This is a genomic window from Yersinia frederiksenii ATCC 33641 (assembly GCF_000754805.1).
In the GTDB taxonomy this organism is placed as follows: domain Bacteria; phylum Pseudomonadota; class Gammaproteobacteria; order Enterobacterales; family Enterobacteriaceae; genus Yersinia; species Yersinia frederiksenii.
Genome location: NZ_KN150731.1, coordinates 3,461,732 through 3,481,012, shown reverse-complemented (window position 1 = coordinate 3,481,012; position 19,281 = coordinate 3,461,732). Strand labels below are relative to the sequence as shown.

Genomic DNA, 19,281 nt, shown 5'->3' with positions numbered 1-19,281 from the left:
TTGTGATGGAAACTTGGATGTATTTATCGCAAGGATTTGAGGTGGCATTAACACCACAAAACCTGATGATTGCCCTGATAGGCTGCTTTATCGGTACCATTGTTGGCTTACTCCCAGGGCTGGGGCCGATCAACGGCGTGGCCATTTTGCTACCACTCGCTTTTGCTCTAAAACTGCCCGCAGAGTCTGCACTGATCTTGCTGGCCACTGTTTATATCGGCTGTGAATATGGTGGGCGTATCTCATCCATATTACTTAATGTCCCCGGTGATGCTGCCGCCATCATGACAGCCCTCGATGGCTATCCGATGGCGCAGCAAGGCCGTGCTGGTGTGGCGCTATCCATTTCAGCCGTTAGCTCATTTGTGGGTTCCATCCTGGCCATTGGCGGGATCATTTTGTTTGCACCACTGCTGGCACAATGGTCACTGGCCTTTGGGCCATCGGAGTATTTCGCGCTAATGGTCTTCGCCATTGCCTGCCTTGGCAGCATGATGAGCCAAAACCCTTTAAAGTCACTGCTCGCCGCCTTAATCGGATTGGGGCTGGCAACAGTGGGTGTTGATGCAAACACCGGCGTTTACCGCTTCACATTTGATAGTGTCCATCTCTCGGATGGGATCCAATTTATCGTGGTGGTAATCGGCCTGTTCTCGGTCAGTGAAATCTTGTTGATGCTGGAAAGTACCAGCACCGGCCAGAAGCTAGTGCGCAAAACCGGTCGTCTGATGTTCAACCGTAAAGAAGCGGCAGAATGTGTTGGGCCAACACTGCGATCTTCAGTAATCGGTTTCTTTGTCGGGATTTTACCGGGCGCGGGGGCAACCATCGCCAGTGCATTGACCTACATGACCGAAAAGCGTATCAGTGGCAACAGCGACAGCTTTGGTAAAGGTGATATTCGCGGTGTTGCCGCACCTGAAGCGGCGAATAATGCATCTGCCTGTGGATCTTTTATTCCCATGCTCACTCTGGGCGTCCCAGGCTCAGGCACCACAGCGGTAATGATGGGAGCATTGACTCTGTATAACATCACACCGGGGCCGGCGATGTTCACCGAGCAACCAGATATTGTCTGGGGGTTAATTGCCTCTCTGTTGATAGCCAACGTCATATTACTGCTGATGAACTTGCCTCTGGTTGGCTTTTTCACCCGCATGTTAACCATTCCGTTATGGTTCCTTGTACCCGCCATTGCAGCCGTCTCTGCGGTAGGGGTTTATGCTGTCCACAGCACCACTTTCGACCTGATGCTCATGGTGGGATTAGGCATCTTTGGCTACCTGCTCAGAAAAATGAATTTCCCAATGTCCCCGCTGATTTTAGGATTTGTGTTGGGAGAGATGCTAGAGCAAAACCTGCGCCGTGCACTGTCCATTAGCAATGGCAATTACGATATTCTGTGGTCGAGTCCCATCGCAAAAAGCTTGCTAATATTGGCTGTTGCGGTGTTGGTTCTGCCGCCACTCCTACGAGTAGTACGTAAACTTCGCCAATCAAAGTCGGCAGTAAATGAAGGGTAAAAACTGACTCACATGACACCGGGGCTAATAATTATTAGGTTATTAGCTCCAACTTATTGGGGTTATTGCAACTAACGATTGCGCGTTATCAGATAATACCCTTCAGTAAGATGATTAATGGGGGAAACCACGCATCACCAGTACCAGAAATACCTAGACCTTAATTATAATGAAAGTAAATAAGTCTACTCATGATAAATAACGAGGCAAAACGATGTCAGACAAAATCGCTGCTAATACCAAAGCCAGCCTGTTAGGTGAGAAATTATAATGAGGGTGTAACGGTAATTTTGACAGTGACAAAAAATGACATAACTAAGTGACTGCGGTATTTAACTCAGGAGGAAGGTCAGGGATATATCCACAATTGCACTCAAATTAGCAATATTGATATAGATTGAATCAGGTTGCTTGAAAAGCACGGCAAAGCCTTGTTGTGACTTCATATTTATACTAATGGTGCGAAGGCCGGACTCGCACATAAAAGACAAAACACTGATATAATTATTGTTTATAAATAGTCGCGTATGATTATACCCACACTTGTACCCACAAGTTAAAATCCGTACAAAAAATAGACGCCACAAGTGGGTGAAGTGCCATATGAGTACAGCACCAATATGCCTAACCGCATGCAAGATAATAACACTTTTAAATCAATGTTTTCCCATCAGGGAAACGCAGGCCAGAACTTTGCAAACTGGCACCAATGAAAAATGGCACAACCCATAAACGCAACGGATTTTCCGTTTGATGGCTGAATTCATATGGATGAGGTAATGGCTGACTAAAACCCTCATGCGAAGGATAAATCAGCAGCATATCTCCTATTCCCTCCTGATAGTTCACACCGTAAGCCAGCATCTGGTAGAGGTCAGCCTGCGACTGTTCGAGCGTCGCCTTTCCGCTCTCCACCATTTTCCATTTAACATCACAAATCATCGTCTGCTCCCAATTCTCCCCACGAGGCCGTAGATGGATATCAGGTCTAAGCTTAAATAATCCGTTGCCGTTGAGACGAACCAAGGTGTGTGAATCCACCTGTGCCTCCACGTGCCAGTTATCGTCATAACGATGACGCATCCACGCAGTCACAAAAGACTCAAACACAGCTTCCATTGGAAAGAGCAGTGAAATGGCGTTGGCGTCGCCCTGCATGCAGTGAGGCGACTGCCCCATCAAAATCAGCCGCGCCCAGGCCAAGGCAAGTTCATAGTGACGCATATGTCGGTCGAGATGTACCTGGTCGAAGGCGATGCGGGCATCACCGACAGGCGCAATATCCTCAAAGTGCACCTGCAAAGAGTTAACTTGTAGTAGTAGCTGCGGGTTACTGATCTGACGGCGGATTTTATCGATGGCGGTTTTCAGTATCCGGTTTTCCAGACGTTCGGCGCTGTAATCGTCAAACTCCACCTGAAAGCGATCCCGACGCACACAGTTTTTGCTTAATTGAGCGGAGACCCGTAACTTCCCTTTCATCCAGGGCAGATTGTCCTGCTGGCGTAAATAGTCACGCTTTAGACCCTGGCGCACAATCTGCTGTACGCTATCGATAAACTGCTGAATAAAAACATCCATCAGCGGCATCTTCGAGGTTCGGACTCTGGATGCTGAAGTGGCTATATGGCGAAATGATTTTAGCGTGCGTAGCATCATCAAAAGCTGCTGACGTGCAATATCAATGTTCTCATCACGCCGCCCCGTTTTTGGCAACACTTCGATAAACGCATTACCCGGAAGAGAGATAACACCAGCATAGTTTTTTACCTGCAGCGTTTTTACGCCCCCCCGACTTCCAAGGGTGAGCAGACGGTGAGTGTTATCCGCGTCATCTTTCAGGCAACGTTGCTCAAGCCACTCAAACAGCTGCGGAGGCAGCGAGACCGCATTATTTATGCGGCCACTGTCTTTGTCGCTAATCAGGTGCCCATATTCGAAGACGGTAAAGTCCTTACGAGACTTCATTCCCCACTCACCGGGTTACCTTTATGTGGCGCATAAATTTGTTGCCAGGCGAGCGGATTATCCCAAACCTTGTCGTCCTCAGGGGCCAGATGGAAACTGGCACCGATATCATGCAGATCTTCAGTTCCGTTATTGCCAAAAAGATCGGCAAACTGTTTCTGGTCTTTCACCTCGCACACGAACTGTAGTTGCGGGTTTCCGCTTTTCTGATTGTCGCCCAACACCATACGAATTTTTTGCCAGTCGTTGTAGAAGTACTCCTCCAACAGAGGCAGCACCTTGTTTCGCATGATCCGCTTGAGCCTTTCAAATGCCAGGTCTTCGTCCTCTTTTACCTGAACTACTGGGATGAAAAAGGCATGGCCCAGTGTATGTTCTCTGTCGTACAGCACCTCAATGCGGTCATTCAAGGTCTGCAGTAGACGTGGCAGATCAATACCTTTGACAACAGTTTCTTTCAGAACCGTGATATCCGGCAGCATCGCTTCAAACTCGAATCGGCGACGCAGGGCGGTATCCAGTGCGGTGAGCGAACGGTCAGCAGTGTTCATGGTGCCGATTAAATAGAGATTATTCGGTACGCTGAACGAGCTGGAAGAGTAAGGCAGCATCACGCTAAGCGCCTCCGGTTCCCCGGCACGTTTAGAGGTTTCTATCAGGGTGATCAGTTCGCCGAAGATTTTGGAGATGTTGCCACGGTTAATCTCGTCAATAATCAGAACGTAGTTTTGCCGTTTTTCAGATACAGATTCCTGTGGGTTGGAAGGCAAACCTTCCTGTTTAATGAGGTAATTAAGGATACTACGTACATATGAAGGATTGTGTACCTTTGCCTGAGGGTTTTGGTAAACCAGACTGATATTCTTGAGGTAAGCATTGTAACCCTGCCCTAAATCCTCTTTTTTCGATTGCGACGGGAAGATACCAAAGGTGGTCTGGCTCTTGTAAGCCAGTTGGAAGGCTTTGCCCTGCAGCGTTTCAAGGGTAATGCTTCCACTTTCAGATAAACGTTCTTGTAGGCGGGCAAGCGCCTCGTCAAGCTTCTGCTGAACACCGGCGTGACCAAAAGCAGCATCTTCACAAATTTGCTTAAAAATGCCCGCTTTGATTTCGTAGCGTACATTACCATCATCGGTGGTCTCTGCTCTTAGCCCTTCGATAAACTCTTCATAGCCAAAACTCTGATGGAAGGTGATAAAGCGCACCCGCTTTTCAGCAATCAGGCGGTCATAAATCTTTTTCAGCTCACGGCGTTTTTCGTTCTCCTCTTTGCCTTCCTGCAGCGAGTAGGCTGCTGGTTCGCAAGCGCGTACGGCTAGCTCGATGGTACGGTAAGTTTTACCGGTACCTGGAGGTCCGTAGAGGATAGTATTTTTTGGCAGTTGCGGAGTGGTAAGCTCCTCGTCTTGCCCGTCCTCCGGCAAGGCAGTCTCACTACCGATTAACCCAATATCATTCTTCTTCTGAATCACCTGCGTGTAGAGATGCCAGAGCGACATATTCAGTTCGATAGGATCGACATCATCGCCCAATGCTCGGTGCAACGCTTTCTTGAGATCAAGGTTGCGGGCGAACCACTCCTGATCCTCAGAAAGGCCAAGTTGAAAATGGTTATTGCAATAGTTGTAACTGGTGAAAAAGTTGCTGACATTCACGACGTTGGTAATTTTCGACGGGTAGAGCGCGGCAAAAGCACGATGGCAAAGAGCCCAATACACTTTGTTTAATATCCCATCTGTTTTAAGTTTAACAAGACCCTTAATCACCCGGTCATAGTTCTCCTGCGTACACTCCTCTGCCATCTGATGGGTTAGAGCGAGCAGATGTTTTTGCGCCATTTCAAATTCTAACTGGGACATGCCACCCTGTCTGAGGCTGGAAATGCCATTACTACGTTCGTACCAAATCTGCCGAATCGTCTCAGCAGAGAAGTTGGGCTTTTCAGCTTGGATCTGTTCTACAAGTTGGCGATAGTGCTTGCCCCAGTTTGGGTTGTATTGATTGTTTTTTGCGATATGAGAACGAAAGAAAGGGGCCAATGCCGACGAATCCTGAACCATCACATACTCCGTGTGTAGGGTAATTTAAAATTGGGATACTCGCATCTTATCGAATTAATCTGAAGTTCGTCACTGCCTGTTCAGGGGAGGCAGCGGAAAATTCAGTTAAGTGCGATTAAGAACATATTCAGTGAGTTACTTCCCTGGTAGCTCACTGCACTATCCGAAGGCACCAAAACTCACAGTAACTATTTCCCCAACATTCCTGGATAGTGCTTTGCGATGATGTCGTTCATCTTTTCTATGAGCTCTGGACGCTTGAATGTCAGATGCGCGGTTCCCTTCTGAAAGTAACGAATGTTGAAGAAACCATCTTCATACAACTGCCTACCCGGATGATCGCGAATATGTTCCATTAGCCGGGTCGTGACATCACCGCGATTGTCAGGAATGGGTTTGCCATCCAGCAGGAAGAGCATTCGTTCCAGATCTGCCAATTGGTCACGACGCCAGCCCCAGTTCAGGCTAAAGCCCCAGCGATTGTGGGTGACCAGGTTGTTGAGAATGATCTTCTTACCAAAGCTGCATGGGCTGTTAGTTTTGTAATCCCATGAGAGTCCCTTGAATACGTTGACCACCCCACGCTCGAACACTTCCCTCTTGCTGTAGTGCAAATGCTCAAAGGTGGCCAAAATGTTTTCCTCGCTGATTTCGGGCAGATCCCCCTCTTCCAGATTCTTATGCCACTCATCACGGGCCTGCGCATCCATAAGAGAAATCATCCCGGATTTCAGCATCAGGTCACGCCAGACACTGCGATCAATGTTACGAGTAATGGCCTGAATGCCCGTATCAACTTTGTCCGTCAGCCAGGAGTCGTAACCGTGCCCCTGACGCATGGCCCAGTCTTTTGCCGTTCCCCCTCCGATGCTGTTGGTCAGCGCCGATATCTCATCCAACTGGTGTATTAGGGCTGTAATCTGCGCCAGAGCTGCATTACGTCCAGACACAACGCGTTCGATGCTGGTGGAACAAATCACCTCTGTACGGTCAGTTAAAACTTCGGGTTCAGTCTGCATATTCTTTCTCCATAAACGCCAACACCCGCCGGTTTAAGGGCGGGTGTTTGGTAGTGATAGTGTTAAAAACATTGTGGGCTGTACTGCACTGGACGCCGGTAATCAGCATGCCAGCAGTAATCCGGACAGGCTCATGTCTGCTTTTCGCCCCGGATAACTGAGGTGATAGTCTGGTAACCCATACGGGCCATCAGGCCAGTGGCTCGACGGGCACGGAGAATATCGATAGCCGTGATGAAAGGAGATTGTTCCTGGCAGGAGAATCCCCGGCGATCGATGCGAACCAGGTCGAACTTTTCCACCGTAAAATTTAACGCATCAGCCAGAGAGATACCGGCATCAATATGTTCGTGGATAACGGCGTCATCACTGAACTCGGTGTCACTCAGCACCAGGCCGTAATGCTGCTCTAACAGATACGTGAGCATGGATTGCCAGACAACAACGGGTGATGGGCAAGCGTAGGCCGCCCGTTTCAGGGTGATAGGTAAGGTCTGCATGTTGGTTATCTCGTAGTTAGCTAGCTGAAAGGAGGAAATCGATAGGTATAAAAGGCGAAGATTTATGCTGTTGATTGGGGTGTAGGATAAATGGCGAGATACACATAACCGTGTGAACCCAGACTATCGGCTTCACAGGTTAGTCCCTTGTGGTAGAGCGTGACGCAGTGTTGATAACGTGGATTGAGTTCACCGGAGAGCAGCATCAGTTCCAGGTGGTTGATAAACTGCGGGAAGGCGTTATTTAAATCACGTACCTGCGCGTCACTGAATTTCCCGCTGATATCGGCACGGTCGGCCAGAAAATGCAGCTGGTCGCCTTCCTGTACCAGACGGGCACCCAACTGCGGAGTGACGTTGCGTTTAAGTCCCCAGGCTGGGGTAGTGATTGATGGCATCGTATTGCCCCTATAACAAGCCGTGTTCAGCAAACGAATACACCGTCATGCCACCGACAATACAGTGATCCAGCATCCTGACCTCAACCAGTGCCAGTGCGTCTTTAATCTTGCCGGTAATTTGCCGGTCAGCGACACTGGGCTCAGCGTGGCCGGAGGGATGGCAATGCGCCAGAAGTACCGCAGCAGCATTGTGTTGCAGTGCCGCTTTCACGATTTCGCGGGGGTGGACCTCGGTACTGTTGATACTGCCGGTGAACAACGTTTCGTGGGCCAACAGCCTGTGTTGATTGTCGAGCCAGAGCACCATAAACACTTCACGCTCCAGTCTAGCCATTCGCAATCGCAGCCAATCGCTGACGGTACCGAGTGAAGTGAATGAGGTCCCCGGTTCACGCAGATGTGTTTCCAGCAAGAACAGAGCTCGTTTGACAGTACGCTGCGTACTTAATGGCAGTTCAGTGACCACCGGGGATAAGGTTAAGTTCATGAAGTTTTTCCCGTTGTTTTCAGTCGTTCATATGCATGATGGCGCTGTATTCAGGGCTCATTGAGCAGTAGCGCAGGAAACTGCTTGAAATAGGTCATCTCGGCTCCTTAATACAAAAAGCCCCATCGCGATCAGCGACAGGGCTCGAAGTGAGTAGCAGAATGATGGCGTTATTCAATTAGCTATTGGTGATCAACAAGGCGCTTGAGTGGTGATAACTGACTATTGCCTGATTTGATGTCGCATGATGTAGCCTTAGCATCAACCAATGCCTTCCCAAGAACTGGGGCCAGCAATTTCGCAGGGTATTGGAAGCTGTACGCCAAAGGGACATGATCGAAGCTGCTGTCATTATGGTAGAAGTGAAAAACAAAAGTTCCAGTCTTGTGATCCAGCATTTTTGAAACAGCCTGTGCCAAATTGGCTGTCAGCAGGCTGTCCATCAGCGTATCGGGATGATCGATACTGATGTTCATTTGATGAGCCCCTGCCGGGTAATACTGCAGAGTCATTCCCATTGCCCCCTCAGCCTTATCGCCATAGATATCTTTCAGGTAATACAGGATGCCCAGACGTGCTTCATCGGCGTTGCAGGTGAGCCGGAATTTCTCAGTGATTTTCCCCTTCTTCCCCGTGATGATAAATTCATCAACGCCCGCCATAATACGGTCATGCTCAACCTGTACGTTGTCAGCCACCACATTCTGGTATTCCACAGGTTTAGGGTCATACGCCGCTGCATATCCGGCCTGGCTCAACAGAGCGCTGACCAACAGGGTAAACATCATTATCACTTTATTCATGTTCATCATCTCCTTGATAAAAATCACTTATTCCAAATCCGTGAGCGTGACGTAAATATTCCCGCCTGAGCGTACTTCTATCGTCAGCGGTTCTTTTGATCCGGTATTCAGCAAAGCCTGAGCCTGATAAAAGCGCTCCGCCACCTCCTCCCTGATGCCTGTGATACGGATACAGTGCTCCTCTATGCCCTGACGCTGCAGGATTTTAGTGACCACCGGGCAAGCACTCTGCGCCAACTGCTCGGTACCTGATTGCGTTTTAAAATGATTACCGGCCACGGCTGATAACACGGTGCAAATCAGCCATACCTGTAACAAGCGCCAGGGCTTCCCCTGACGCTCGTCACGTTGACGCAGATAAACCATCGGCAGCAGGAACCACATCAGTGAAGGGGCCGTTATCTCCTGTTTCATCAGGTTCAGTCGGTCGAGTAGCACCCAGACCAGGGAGCAAAGCATATAAAGGCCAAGTGCTACCTTCTGTGGGAGGAAGATAGCGGAGAGACCCCAGATAACCGGAAGGCCAATGGATAAGCACCAGGCGTAGGTGTCTTGCTTAAGAAACGGATAAGGTTTCAACATAGTGAAATAGTCCTTTATTAATAATTAATTAGAAAATGTTGGGATTGAACGACCTCCCCAGCGAGGGGATCGTATCGGGATGTAAAGAGGAGGGATAATCGTTAGTGAAGATCAATAAACCGAAACCGATCGTTGAAATCTATCGTTAAAAACGATCGTTAATATCAAATTAATAGCCAAAAACTATAATAAATCTATATTCGATCGGCGAAACAGATCGAACGCATGGCCTCTTTCTCGGCATAGGTTAAAAGAAGCGATGCCAGAGCAATTTGGCCAGAGAGATCAGTCGAGAGCGCACTTGTTTTAACCACTTTCTTAATGTGTGAGACGTCAGCAGGGCCTCCACGCTTTCGTCAAAGATGTCACCTACAACGCGGCTAAAGCCCTCCTGTGCCGTGGTGGTCACCTTATCCGTCCGATACGCAGGCTCAAGCTGACGGGTAACCGCACTGCTGGCTTTGTCGGGTAAAACGGTGATTAGAGTTTCGACCCACCGAGGGATATTGAAACCTTCAGAGGCAGAAACCGCCAAGACAGGATGAACGGGAGAAAACACGGTATTCACCTGAGTCACCTTCTCCTGCAGGTTCTGCATCTGCCGCAGAGAAGGTTGGTGGGCTGCAGCATCCCAGTCCCGGCAAGGCTCGATTTTATCGGCCTGGTTGATAACGAACAGAAAGCGGGCGGGATATGCGCCCTGAGAAACCAACTGCCGGTAACATCGGATATCATCATTCCATGCGCGGTCATCAGCTTTCAGCACCCAGACGATCAGGTCCAGCCTATTCAACCAGTGTTGGTACAAATGGGCATACATCTTATCAAGCGTGGGTGTTTCACCGATCCCTGGGAAATCAACAATGTTGAGAGCATGCAGACCGTCAGAGGTTTTGTACTGTTGAGCAAGACGGGTACCCCCCTTCACCGCATCCACATTGGCAGGAGGAGACGTAAAAAGCGTATTACACAGGCTGGATTTACCTGCACCGGTTTTGCCCATCAGTCCGATTGTCGGTTCATAAGAGAGGGCACGACTGAGATTATGCTGGATCTCACGTACTGTGTTTGCTGGCAGACGGGAGAGTATCCTCGCCAGCGGCCTATTTGCCGGATGTTCGTTGTTCATCAATATCACCTGTGATAAAAATTTAATTTGGTTATCACAGAAGTAATATCGGTCTGAATATTTATGGAGCGAAAGGCTTTAAGATCCTTTTGAATTTCACATCTCTGTGATGAATGTGCACCATGCAGTTTACAGATTTCCGTCCAGTATCATTGTCTATAGAGATGCAATGAAAATCCTTATACTCATCCGCCATGTAATCCAGTTTGTACAAGGAAACACCAACGAAGTACCCTCCCGAGCGGGAAGTAGATGCATTATCGATTAAAATAAGCCGCTCATACTTGCTCTTATCCCAACCATTTACGGCCACATCTTTGAACTGTTTAAATCTGATCTGAAGAAAGTCCAGCCTGCTGTTCATGGCATCGTCAATGATGAGAGGTAACACATGCAACTCAGGTCGAATGTTGAAGTGTAACTGGTCATGGTCATCACAATAATACTGAACCAATGCTTTTTTGACGAACAAATGAAGAATATCAGGCACACCACCCAACTGACCTATGATTAAGGGGACCATATTGGTGACATGCTCCCGTAGTGAATCTCGGACTGTTTTTTTTAATTCATTACTAATTTTACTGTTTAAAAGTTCAACCTGAGTATTTCTCTCAAACTCCGCGGTAAGGCGTTCATATTGATAATCACGCAGCACCAGTGACCTGGCATTGAGCGTAACCCGTTTGTCTGATGTGTAGTTTTCTCTCTCCCTCATCACGGTACTATGAAGGATTCGTGTTAAATCCCGCTCCTGTATCTCCACTTCGTCTGGGCTTGTATCTACGCGTAACCCCTCCAGAAACACAGTGTCCGTTACATCAGACCTGAGACTTGCGATAACGATTTTCTGCACAAGTCCTGAAAGAGTGAGCTCCGTCTTTTGGGCTAGTTTTTTCAGGTCACTGTAGAGTGACCTGGATGGGAGATTAACGGTGATCCGGTTGTGGCTAGGCATGAGCACCTCTCAAGGTGCGGCACTTTTATCATCCAAAGAAGTGCTGCACTTTCTATAACATACTGACATAGTAACATAACGTATCACTCACACAATAAGATCGAAACTCAACGCCTCTAGCTCTTTACGGCAGCAACCCAGGCTCTCCAGCTGTCTTATGTGATTTTTTACTGGGCTTTGTATTGCATGTAAGACCTTACCTTTTGGTTCTGCTCACCCCCTATCTTGCAGATGACTACGGCAGTCTCCCCCTCCCGATGATAAGATTGTTGTTCTTGCTGGCTGCTCAGCAGCACCCCGTCACCCTTGCTGAATGTGACACCTTCCACTTTTCCGTCAGGAGCCCAGAACTCATCTCGTTAAGCGACAAGGTCCGTATACTCCTGCTGTATTTTGCCCTGTTCTCCCGAGGATAACTCCCGAGTAAAATTGAGGGGGTGAAAAACCGAATTTGTATCATCCAGGCCTCAGTGCTCCAGGGTTGCTTTCCCTCGCATGGACCAAACGTCTATCGGATATAATAATATATATTTATATATAAATAATAAGGATTATATAAATCAAATTAATACACAAAATTAATTATATTTATTTTAATAAATATTAACCAATCCCATAAACATGACTTGATATATCACCTGCAATCCTGATAGCCAATAACTCCGTAGTAATACTATGCGAAGCCCTAACCCCAAACCCAGCGTGAGAAGCGAAACTCAACCCCCCACACTTACCGCCAAGCCGCTCCGCCAGAAATGACTAACGCACAACACAGGTTCCGCCACAGCCCCACTGACCGTGCTTTCCCATATCCGATAACGCGCTCACTCACGCATCCCGTCATTTTCAAGTGAGCTCGTAATTATCTGTAAAATAACAACCCGAGACAGCGTCATGACAAAAAGCACCTCTGAGACCCATAACCTCCATTACCTTTTGCGATTCCGTAGCACGCTGAACAATGCCCTGATAACACACCCGAGAACCTTTGCTGTCCGTGTAGACCTGCGTTTTCCGGATGGCTATTGCGTTGATGACAACAAAGCCATTGAAGCCTTTACACCAGCCATCAGGTCTCGCCTCACCGCGGTGTTCAAACGAAGAAAGAAAAAGAACCCTGGTAAGCAAGTCCATAGTTCAGACCTGCATTTCATTTGGGTGAGAGAGAACAATCAGTGCGGGGAAAAGATCCACTATCACGTGCTGCTGATGTTTAACCGAGATGCCTTCTGGCGGTTGGGGGAGTATCAGAAAAAAGGGAGCCTGGCAGACCTGATTACTCAGGCATGGTTAAGCGCGCTGAAGCTCAAGGGGGATGAATACCGGGCTCTGGTCTCGTTCCCGGAAAATCCTTGTTATCACCTGTTCAGGGCCAAGCTGGGGGCCACGGATGACTGTCAGGCGGTGTTCCAGCGCATTGATTACATGGCCAAACACCGAACCAAGCAGTACAGCAACAAGGTACGTACATTGGGATGTTCAGTCTCTGCACAAGGAACTTTCGATGAAGACTAAAAACCGTTGGAAAACACTCTGACGAGATTTCAGGTAATGCAGACGCATCACCATTCTGAAAATTAGGATTATCAGTACTTTTTTACACGGCCTTCCATCCACTGAGGAAGGCTGCAACACAAACTTAAAGACAGTCATTCCTCCTTTAACCAATTGACTTAAAGGAGATTTAATTATGAATACCAACACACAATCCCTGCTAAACGATCAGCTTGTCGATATGGCCTTTATCACTGGCTTTACGCAGCTTACAGACAAGTGGTTCTACAAACTGATTCAACTCGGTGAATTCCCTAAGCCCATCAAGCTTGGACGCAGCTCACGTTGGCTACAGAGTGAAGTGGAAGCGTGGGTGCAACAGCGTATTCAGCAATCACGCCCGTAATCATCGGAAGGCTCGGGGTCGGTTCAAGTGCCCCCATGCAAAACGCATGCATTTGCGCCGAGGTCACATTCGCCGTCTGGATGAACAAGTCTGCTGATTAGCCGTTGCCTGGCTCACTCATTTAGCAAAATCTTTTGTGCTATCTTTCTTAGCCCCTCCCCGGCGATTGTTCCGGATAACAACCTGACGCAGCGTGCTTAACTCCTTACCATACCGCGCTGAACCCTTGTTCCTTCAGCCGATGACGGGTCCGCTTCACGTAAGCGGCATCAATAATCTCATCAGGAGGCAAATCGCGCGTAATGTTGCAAATGGTCGCCAGCGCGGCATCTGAGAGTTTAAAAGTCCGTGGTAGCGAGTAACCGTGGCCTGTCTTGTTCTCATCAATACGATTAAACAATTCCCTGAAGAAATCCGTCAGAGAGGGCCTGCGGGCTTTAATAATTGCTTCTGTCGCTTCATCGACGCACGTAACATTCACATCTTCCATCCCCAGGGAGCGAAGAATATCAGCAATGCCAGGCCAGTATTGGAGATCATAACGCTTAAGTCGTTGTAATTCTGGTTTGAGGTAAAGCTGGTAATGGCCATTGCCCTCTCCAGCATCATCAATGAAATCCGTCAGGCTGTGCATCCGCTCACAGTAGAAATGACCACTATGATTCAGCAACGCTGAACGTCTCTCTAACATTTCCGCCAACCGGATACTCATTATGCTGATGTCTTCATTCAGCCTTGTCAGCTCCTGGTGATCAGCTCGCAGCTCAGCATAGCGTTCCTCTGTCCCGAAGCTACCCGTATGAATAAACTGTTCTAGAATAAGCCACAGGCGTTGCCTGGTAATATTGAGGGAGGTGATTTCCCTATAAACCGGCGCCATTTCATCATGGCGATCAATGAGATATTCAAAAACCGGCCAGGTTGTAGGCCATACCGGGCTGGGCGAATCCCGCCATTCATGGAGTTTTTCTTTCAGGAGCTTCAGCGCAATCATAGGGGCATCATCAACGTCAATAATCATCGTTATTTCCTCTGGTTATCATCTGCGTATGCCCATTATTCACTGAAGTCTCCTCCGTGTCGGTAACGGGAATACAGTTTTTATACCGTCTTCGGGTTACTTCACTTCCTGTCCTTCGTTATTTAGGGCATATCTGCGCTATCCCATGACTTCAGTCAAGAGCGACTATGTTCGCTGCATTAACTGATGTGACGGAGAAAAACGGGATACCTAGCCAATACGCCCATATCACCAGCGGGGCCCAGGATGCTGCGAATCAACACGACAAACACGAATTGGCGATGTACCTGACGTGGACACCCTTGCTACGGTCAAAAACAGTGCCCTGATTGTCATGAATGGATCTATGTGCCTGATACCAATCGTTCGAATGAAGATTTTTAAACCTAACGTTTTCAGGAGGTGTTACGAAACACGACGCCCCCCTGACGACCCCACATGGGCATCGGCATGCTTATGGCCGAAAGCTTAAAACAGCGGCATCGACCCGTTGTTAATTTAACGATGTATGCACCATGATTCCCAGAAAAGTCAGCGTGTTTAACCAAATAAAAAACATGTTATTTGAACTCTCTGGAGTTTCCAGAGAGTTCACTGATTAGATGGCTATTTAACCAATCAATTTAGTGTAAGCCGACGATAAAGGTGGCTTTGCTTGTTTATCAGACTTTCCCTCCCACACCTTTGAACTTCTCGACAAACGCCGCGATCTTCTGGAAAACACGTTGCTTTGTCGGCAGATATTGTGAATTAAGCGGGCTCATTTTGGGCAGGATGGAATTGAGCTCGGTGCCATTTTCGCTGGCAAATTCACGCTTAAGCGAGGTGGTGATATAGCGTCTGGTTGCCTCATCATTCAAACTTTCAGAGCTGATCAGTTCATCAGCTTCACGTTGTTGCTCAATCTGGGCAAAGGTAAAGAAGGCCTCGATCACGCTGGCTTTATCGCCAATCTGATCCAGATCGGTTTGATTGATAAAATCAACCAGCAAGCTCTCTTTAGCGCGGTTACCTAGGCTTGCGCGGATCAACCGGCGTACTTCATCAACCAGATCGGCTTTGCTTCTGGTTTTTTTGTTGTGTTCAAAGATCAGCTCCAGAATGTAATCGAGGTTGATCTCCTGGGATTTCAGCAGATCTACTTCGAACACTACATCATCCCAGTCGATGGTGGATTTGTCTTTGTCCTCTGCCGATCTTTGCCGACGCTGCCAATCGCGGATGTCGTTGTAGGTCGAACGGTAATCCTGGATCGTGCGCTCGGCGGGCAGGCGTATGGCCTGCAACTCGGCCAGCTTTGCATCGTCCAGATAGTGTTCGGCTTTAAACGCCTCAACCGCTTCTGGATCGTTCATATCTACGTTTTGCAGGGCTTTCAGGCTGGCAAACTCATCGTAGTTTTGTAGCACATTCTCAACACGCAAGTATTCGCCAAAGAGTTTAACAAAGGCTTTTTTGTCGGCTTCTTTTTCAATGGCGGCAGGATCAGCAAAGCGCTGCTCCAATTCGCTGACAACATCCATAAAACCGCGCCGCGCCTGACCCGTCACCACATCAGTAAAGCCTTCCATGTATTCCTGGTAGCTCTTTTCCAGCACTACGTTTTTGGTGTTGTTGTTACCAAACAGAGTAATGGCATCCACCGTTGCTTGTTCCAAATCACGGAAGGTAACGATATTGCCAAAGGTCTTGGTGGCGTCGTAAATACGGTTGGTGCGCGAATAGGCTTGCATCAGGCCGTGATAACGCAAGTTTTTATCCACAAACAGGGTGTTCAGCGTCGGGGCATCAAAGCCGGTAAGGAACATGCCCACCACAATCAGCAGATCAATCTCTTTGGCTTTAACCTGTTTGGCCAAATCACGGTAATAATTCTGGAAGCCATTACTGTCTACGCTGAAATTGGTTTTGAACAACGCGTTGTAGTCGGCAATAGCTGCGCTTAAAAACTCTTTGGCGCTGCTATTCATAGCTGAAACATCAAAGCTTTCATCCTGAATATCCCCCACGGCATCCTGTTCTTCATTGGCGGTGAACGAGAAGATGGTGGCCACTTTCAGTGGGTTATGGCTGTGCTTTTGCAACGTCTTGAACGACTCATAATAAAGCTTGGCCGCATCCACGCTGCTCACCGCAAACATGGCATTAAAACCCTTGGCATTTGATTGTAGGCGATGCGTTTTTTGCCGGAAATTGTTCAGGATGTACTGGGTAATTTCGCGGATACGATCAGGGTGCAACAAGGCCTGTTGGTTTTCAGCGGCACTGAGTTTTTTCTCATCCTTCTCGGTTTCGATGGCTTTGAACTGTGGGCGGACATCGTTGTAGTCCACTTTAAACTTCAGTACCTTTTCGTCACGAATGGCATCAGTGATGACATACGAATGCAACTCTCGGCCAAATACGCTGGCTGTATCTTCTGCGCCCAGAGCATTCTTTCCAGCAAAGATCGGCGTACCCGTAAAACCAAACTGGTAGAAGCGTTTAAACTTCTTCTTCAGGTTCTTCTGTGCTTCACCAAACTGGCTGCGGTGGCACTCATCAAAAATGAAGACCACTTGCTTGGTGTAGATGGGCAAATCACCTTCGCTTTTCATCAGGTTGTTGAGTTTCTGGATAGTGGTGACGATGATCTTATTGTCGTCTTTATCCAGATTGCGCTTGAGGCCTGCGGTACTGTCAGAGCCATTGACGCTATCCGGCGAAAAGCGCTGGTACTCCTTCATAGTCTGGTAATCCAGATCCTTTCGGTCCACAACGAAGAATACCTTGTCGATAAATTCCAGCTCGGTGGCCAAACGCGCCACCTTAAAACTGGTGAGGGTCTTGCCAGAACCTGTGGTGTGCCAGATAAAGCCGCCGCTTTCCGGCTTGCTCCAGTTTTTCGCCTCAAAGGCGCTTTTAATTTTCCACAAGATGCGCTCAGTGGCGGCAATCTGGTAAGGGCGCATCACCAACAGAGTGTTACTCACGTCAAACACTGAATAATGCAGCAACACATTTAGCAAGGTATGCTTCTGAAAGAAGGTAGCGGTAAAGTCCTTCAAATCCTTGATCAGGTTGTTATCTGCCTTCGCCCAGTTCATGGTGAAGTCGAAGCTGTTTTTATTGCGTGCCGTGGTGTTGGCAAAATAGCGACTATCAGTACCGTTAGAAATGACAAACAGTTGCAAATACTTATAGAGAGAATGCCCGCTGTTAAAACTCTCCTTGCTGTAACGGTGTACCTGGTTAAAGGCTTCTCGAATAGCAACGCCACGTTTTTTCAGTTCAATCTGCACCAAAGGCAAGCCATTGACCAGAATGGTCACATCGTAGCGATTGGCATAGCTACCGGTTTGTTCAAACTGCTTGATCACCTGTACCTTGTTACGGGCGATATTCTTCTTATCCAGCAGATAGATGTTCTTGATGCGGCCATCATCGAAAACGAAGTCGTAGATGTAGTCATCGTGAATTTTGCGGGTCTTATCCACAATGGTATCGCTGGGCTTATCGAGGTAGGTTTCTACAAAACGCGTCCATTCACCATCAGCAAATTGCACATTATTGAGCGTTTGCAATTGCACTCGCACATTGGCTAGCATGGCTTCGGGAGTATTCAGACTGAGCAGGAACTCATAGCCCTGGTTGACTAAGTCCTGGATCAGCTCCCGCTCCAGATCGTTCTCGCTTTGGTAGCTTTCAGCTGCCATCCATTCTTTCTTGTACTTGTCCAACACGATAAAGTTGTTGGATTCAGCGATGGGCTTGGTGTAATCAACCATGTTGTTCTTCCTGCTTCCAAAAGCCATACTCATCTTTCAAGTGTTCAAGCAACAGCTTTACCGTTTGTTTCTCGGGCTCTGTTGGCTCGGCCACTTCTTCATTGGACAATGTGCGATGGCTATAAAAATTCATCACCAGCCTTGAATAAGACTGTTTGTTTTCGGGCAATAAGTCAGACCACTGAGGGTAGCCTAGAAAGTTAGCAGATTTTTCGTACAGGTTACGAAGTAAAGTAAAATGGTAGCGTTGAACTTCGTTCTTTTCGATGGCTTGTTCAATGAGGCGCTTTATATACAGATGGTAAGAAAAGCTTTTATTGCTATCTCCTTTCTTATCTTCAATTTCAAAAGTGCCATCTTCAAAGCGTTTAAGGATGTAACCACCTTTGGCTTTAACCTCATTGTAAAGCACGTTATAAAATAAAGGGTTGTGCGTGGAAACAATGAATTTAAGCCCAGATTCGCTGGATCTTATTAGCTGTGCCAGATCAAGAGCCAGCTCAATCAAGTGGTTTTCATCCAATGAGCTCACCGGGTCGTCTATAAACACATATTCCAACTGGTCAAATTGATTCGACTCGCGCTCACTAGGCTCGGCCACATTGAGGATCGTTATCACTTGGTCTAACAGGGTGTAAAAGATACTCCAGATAAAGTTACTTTGCTCACCTTTGGATATTTTCAGATTACCAAAGTGATCATCATCCCCCCGCTCAAGGGAAAATGTCACTTCTGAAAACGCTTTTACTGTAACTTCTTTTTCATCTTTGTTTTTGGTCTTATATTCCTCGTTAAACCGTGGTGTAAGCTTATCATTGGCGTAACGCTGGAAATTGGCGATGATATTTTGGTCTTGACCCTGTTCAATCAGCACCCAATCCGTGAAAGAGTTCGTCTGAATCTTCAACTTGGGTTCGGCATCACTCTGCAAATCGTTATCCCAATAGAAGAGATCTTCGGTAAATGCGTTGTAATAAAGAATTTTATTTCGTGATAACCCTACTTCGTCAGCCTGCTCATCGCCAGCATTTTTAGGCGCAACCAGCTCCTTAAATTCACGAGACAGGCGTGTTTTACCCGTACCATTAAAGGCATAGATCAACTGTACCTTCTTATCAGTCTCTTTTAGCTGCTGGGCTATTTCCGTTAGCGTCTTGCTCATA

16 protein-coding genes are annotated in these 19,281 nt (G+C 47.7%); 3 read left to right on the top strand and 13 right to left on the bottom strand.

Features of this window, described 5'->3' with window-relative positions; all coding sequences use genetic code 11:
- Positions 1-5: 5 nt before the first annotated feature.
- Positions 6-1,523, top strand: a complete 1,518-nt coding sequence (locus tag DJ58_RS06305) for a tripartite tricarboxylate transporter permease (protein ID WP_032910488.1) — start codon at positions 6-8, stop codon at positions 1,521-1,523.
- A 651-nt stretch (positions 1,524-2,174) separates the two neighbouring features.
- Here DJ58_RS06305 and DJ58_RS06310 read toward each other — a convergent pair.
- From DJ58_RS06310 to DJ58_RS06355, 10 genes are all read right to left on the bottom strand, one after another.
- Positions 2,175-3,491, bottom strand: a complete 1,317-nt coding sequence (locus DJ58_RS06310) for an McrC family protein (protein ID WP_032910486.1) — start codon at positions 3,489-3,491, stop codon at positions 2,175-2,177.
- A complete protein-coding gene (locus DJ58_RS06315; RefSeq protein ID WP_032910485.1) occupies positions 3,488-5,551 on the bottom strand; it encodes an McrB family protein in 2,064 nt (687 codons plus the stop codon). Before DJ58_RS06315 ends, DJ58_RS06310 begins: the two co-directional genes overlap by 4 nt.
- Before the next feature lie 188 nt (positions 5,552-5,739).
- Positions 5,740-6,570: a DUF4942 domain-containing protein gene (locus DJ58_RS06320; protein ID WP_004707126.1), complete on the bottom strand. Its 831-nt coding sequence runs from the start codon at positions 6,568-6,570 to the stop codon at positions 5,740-5,742.
- Positions 6,571-6,701: 131 nt separating this feature from the next.
- Positions 6,702-7,070, bottom strand: coding sequence for a TA system toxin CbtA family protein (locus DJ58_RS06325; RefSeq protein WP_004707125.1), 369 nt, complete (start codon positions 7,068-7,070; stop codon positions 6,702-6,704).
- A 62-nt stretch (positions 7,071-7,132) separates the two neighbouring features.
- Positions 7,133-7,468, bottom strand: a complete 336-nt coding sequence (locus DJ58_RS06330; protein WP_004707124.1) for a type IV toxin-antitoxin system YeeU family antitoxin — start codon at positions 7,466-7,468, stop codon at positions 7,133-7,135.
- A gap of 10 nt (positions 7,469-7,478) precedes the next feature.
- The gene (gene radC / locus DJ58_RS06335) at positions 7,479-7,958 is read right to left on the bottom strand and encodes a RadC family protein (protein ID WP_004707123.1); all 480 of its coding nucleotides are present in this window, start codon (positions 7,956-7,958) and stop codon (positions 7,479-7,481) included.
- A gap of 182 nt (positions 7,959-8,140) precedes the next feature.
- Entirely contained in the window at positions 8,141-8,761 is a 621-nt protein-coding gene (locus DJ58_RS06340) for a hypothetical protein (RefSeq protein WP_032910484.1), read from the bottom strand.
- Positions 8,762-8,788: 27 nt separating this feature from the next.
- Positions 8,789-9,343 carry a hypothetical protein gene (locus tag DJ58_RS06345; protein WP_004707121.1) on the bottom strand — a complete coding sequence of 185 codons (555 nt, stop codon included), beginning with the start codon at positions 9,341-9,343 and terminating at the stop codon, positions 8,789-8,791.
- Positions 9,344-9,590: 247 nt separating this feature from the next.
- Entirely contained in the window at positions 9,591-10,472 is an 882-nt protein-coding gene (locus DJ58_RS06350) for a GTPase family protein (RefSeq protein WP_226977639.1), read from the bottom strand.
- A 61-nt stretch (positions 10,473-10,533) separates the two neighbouring features.
- Positions 10,534-11,430, bottom strand: a complete 897-nt coding sequence (locus DJ58_RS06355) for a hypothetical protein (RefSeq protein ID WP_004707119.1) — start codon at positions 11,428-11,430, stop codon at positions 10,534-10,536.
- An 894-nt stretch (positions 11,431-12,324) separates the two neighbouring features.
- Between DJ58_RS06355 and DJ58_RS06360 the strand changes: the two genes are divergently transcribed.
- Together DJ58_RS06360 and DJ58_RS06365 are read left to right on the top strand one after the other, a co-directional pair.
- Positions 12,325-12,945, top strand: a complete 621-nt coding sequence (locus DJ58_RS06360) for an inovirus Gp2 family protein (RefSeq protein WP_004707118.1) — start codon at positions 12,325-12,327, stop codon at positions 12,943-12,945.
- Positions 12,946-13,120: 175 nt separating this feature from the next.
- Positions 13,121-13,330 carry a helix-turn-helix transcriptional regulator gene (locus tag DJ58_RS06365; RefSeq protein ID WP_032910482.1) on the top strand — a complete coding sequence of 70 codons (210 nt, stop codon included), beginning with the start codon at positions 13,121-13,123 and terminating at the stop codon, positions 13,328-13,330.
- A 205-nt stretch (positions 13,331-13,535) separates the two neighbouring features.
- On the opposite strand, the gene DJ58_RS23915 is transcribed toward DJ58_RS06365, so the two are convergent.
- The 3 genes from DJ58_RS23915 to DJ58_RS06380 form a co-directional block, all read right to left on the bottom strand.
- Entirely contained in the window at positions 13,536-14,351 is an 816-nt protein-coding gene (locus DJ58_RS23915) for a hypothetical protein (protein ID WP_004707116.1), read from the bottom strand.
- A 662-nt stretch (positions 14,352-15,013) separates the two neighbouring features.
- A complete protein-coding gene (locus tag DJ58_RS06375; protein WP_032910479.1) occupies positions 15,014-18,118 on the bottom strand; it encodes a type I restriction endonuclease subunit R in 3,105 nt (1,034 codons plus the stop codon).
- Entirely contained in the window at positions 18,111-19,280 is a 1,170-nt protein-coding gene (locus tag DJ58_RS06380) for an ATP-binding protein (RefSeq protein ID WP_004707114.1), read from the bottom strand. Before DJ58_RS06380 ends, DJ58_RS06375 begins: the two co-directional genes overlap by 8 nt.
- Position 19,281: the final 1 nt, after the last annotated feature.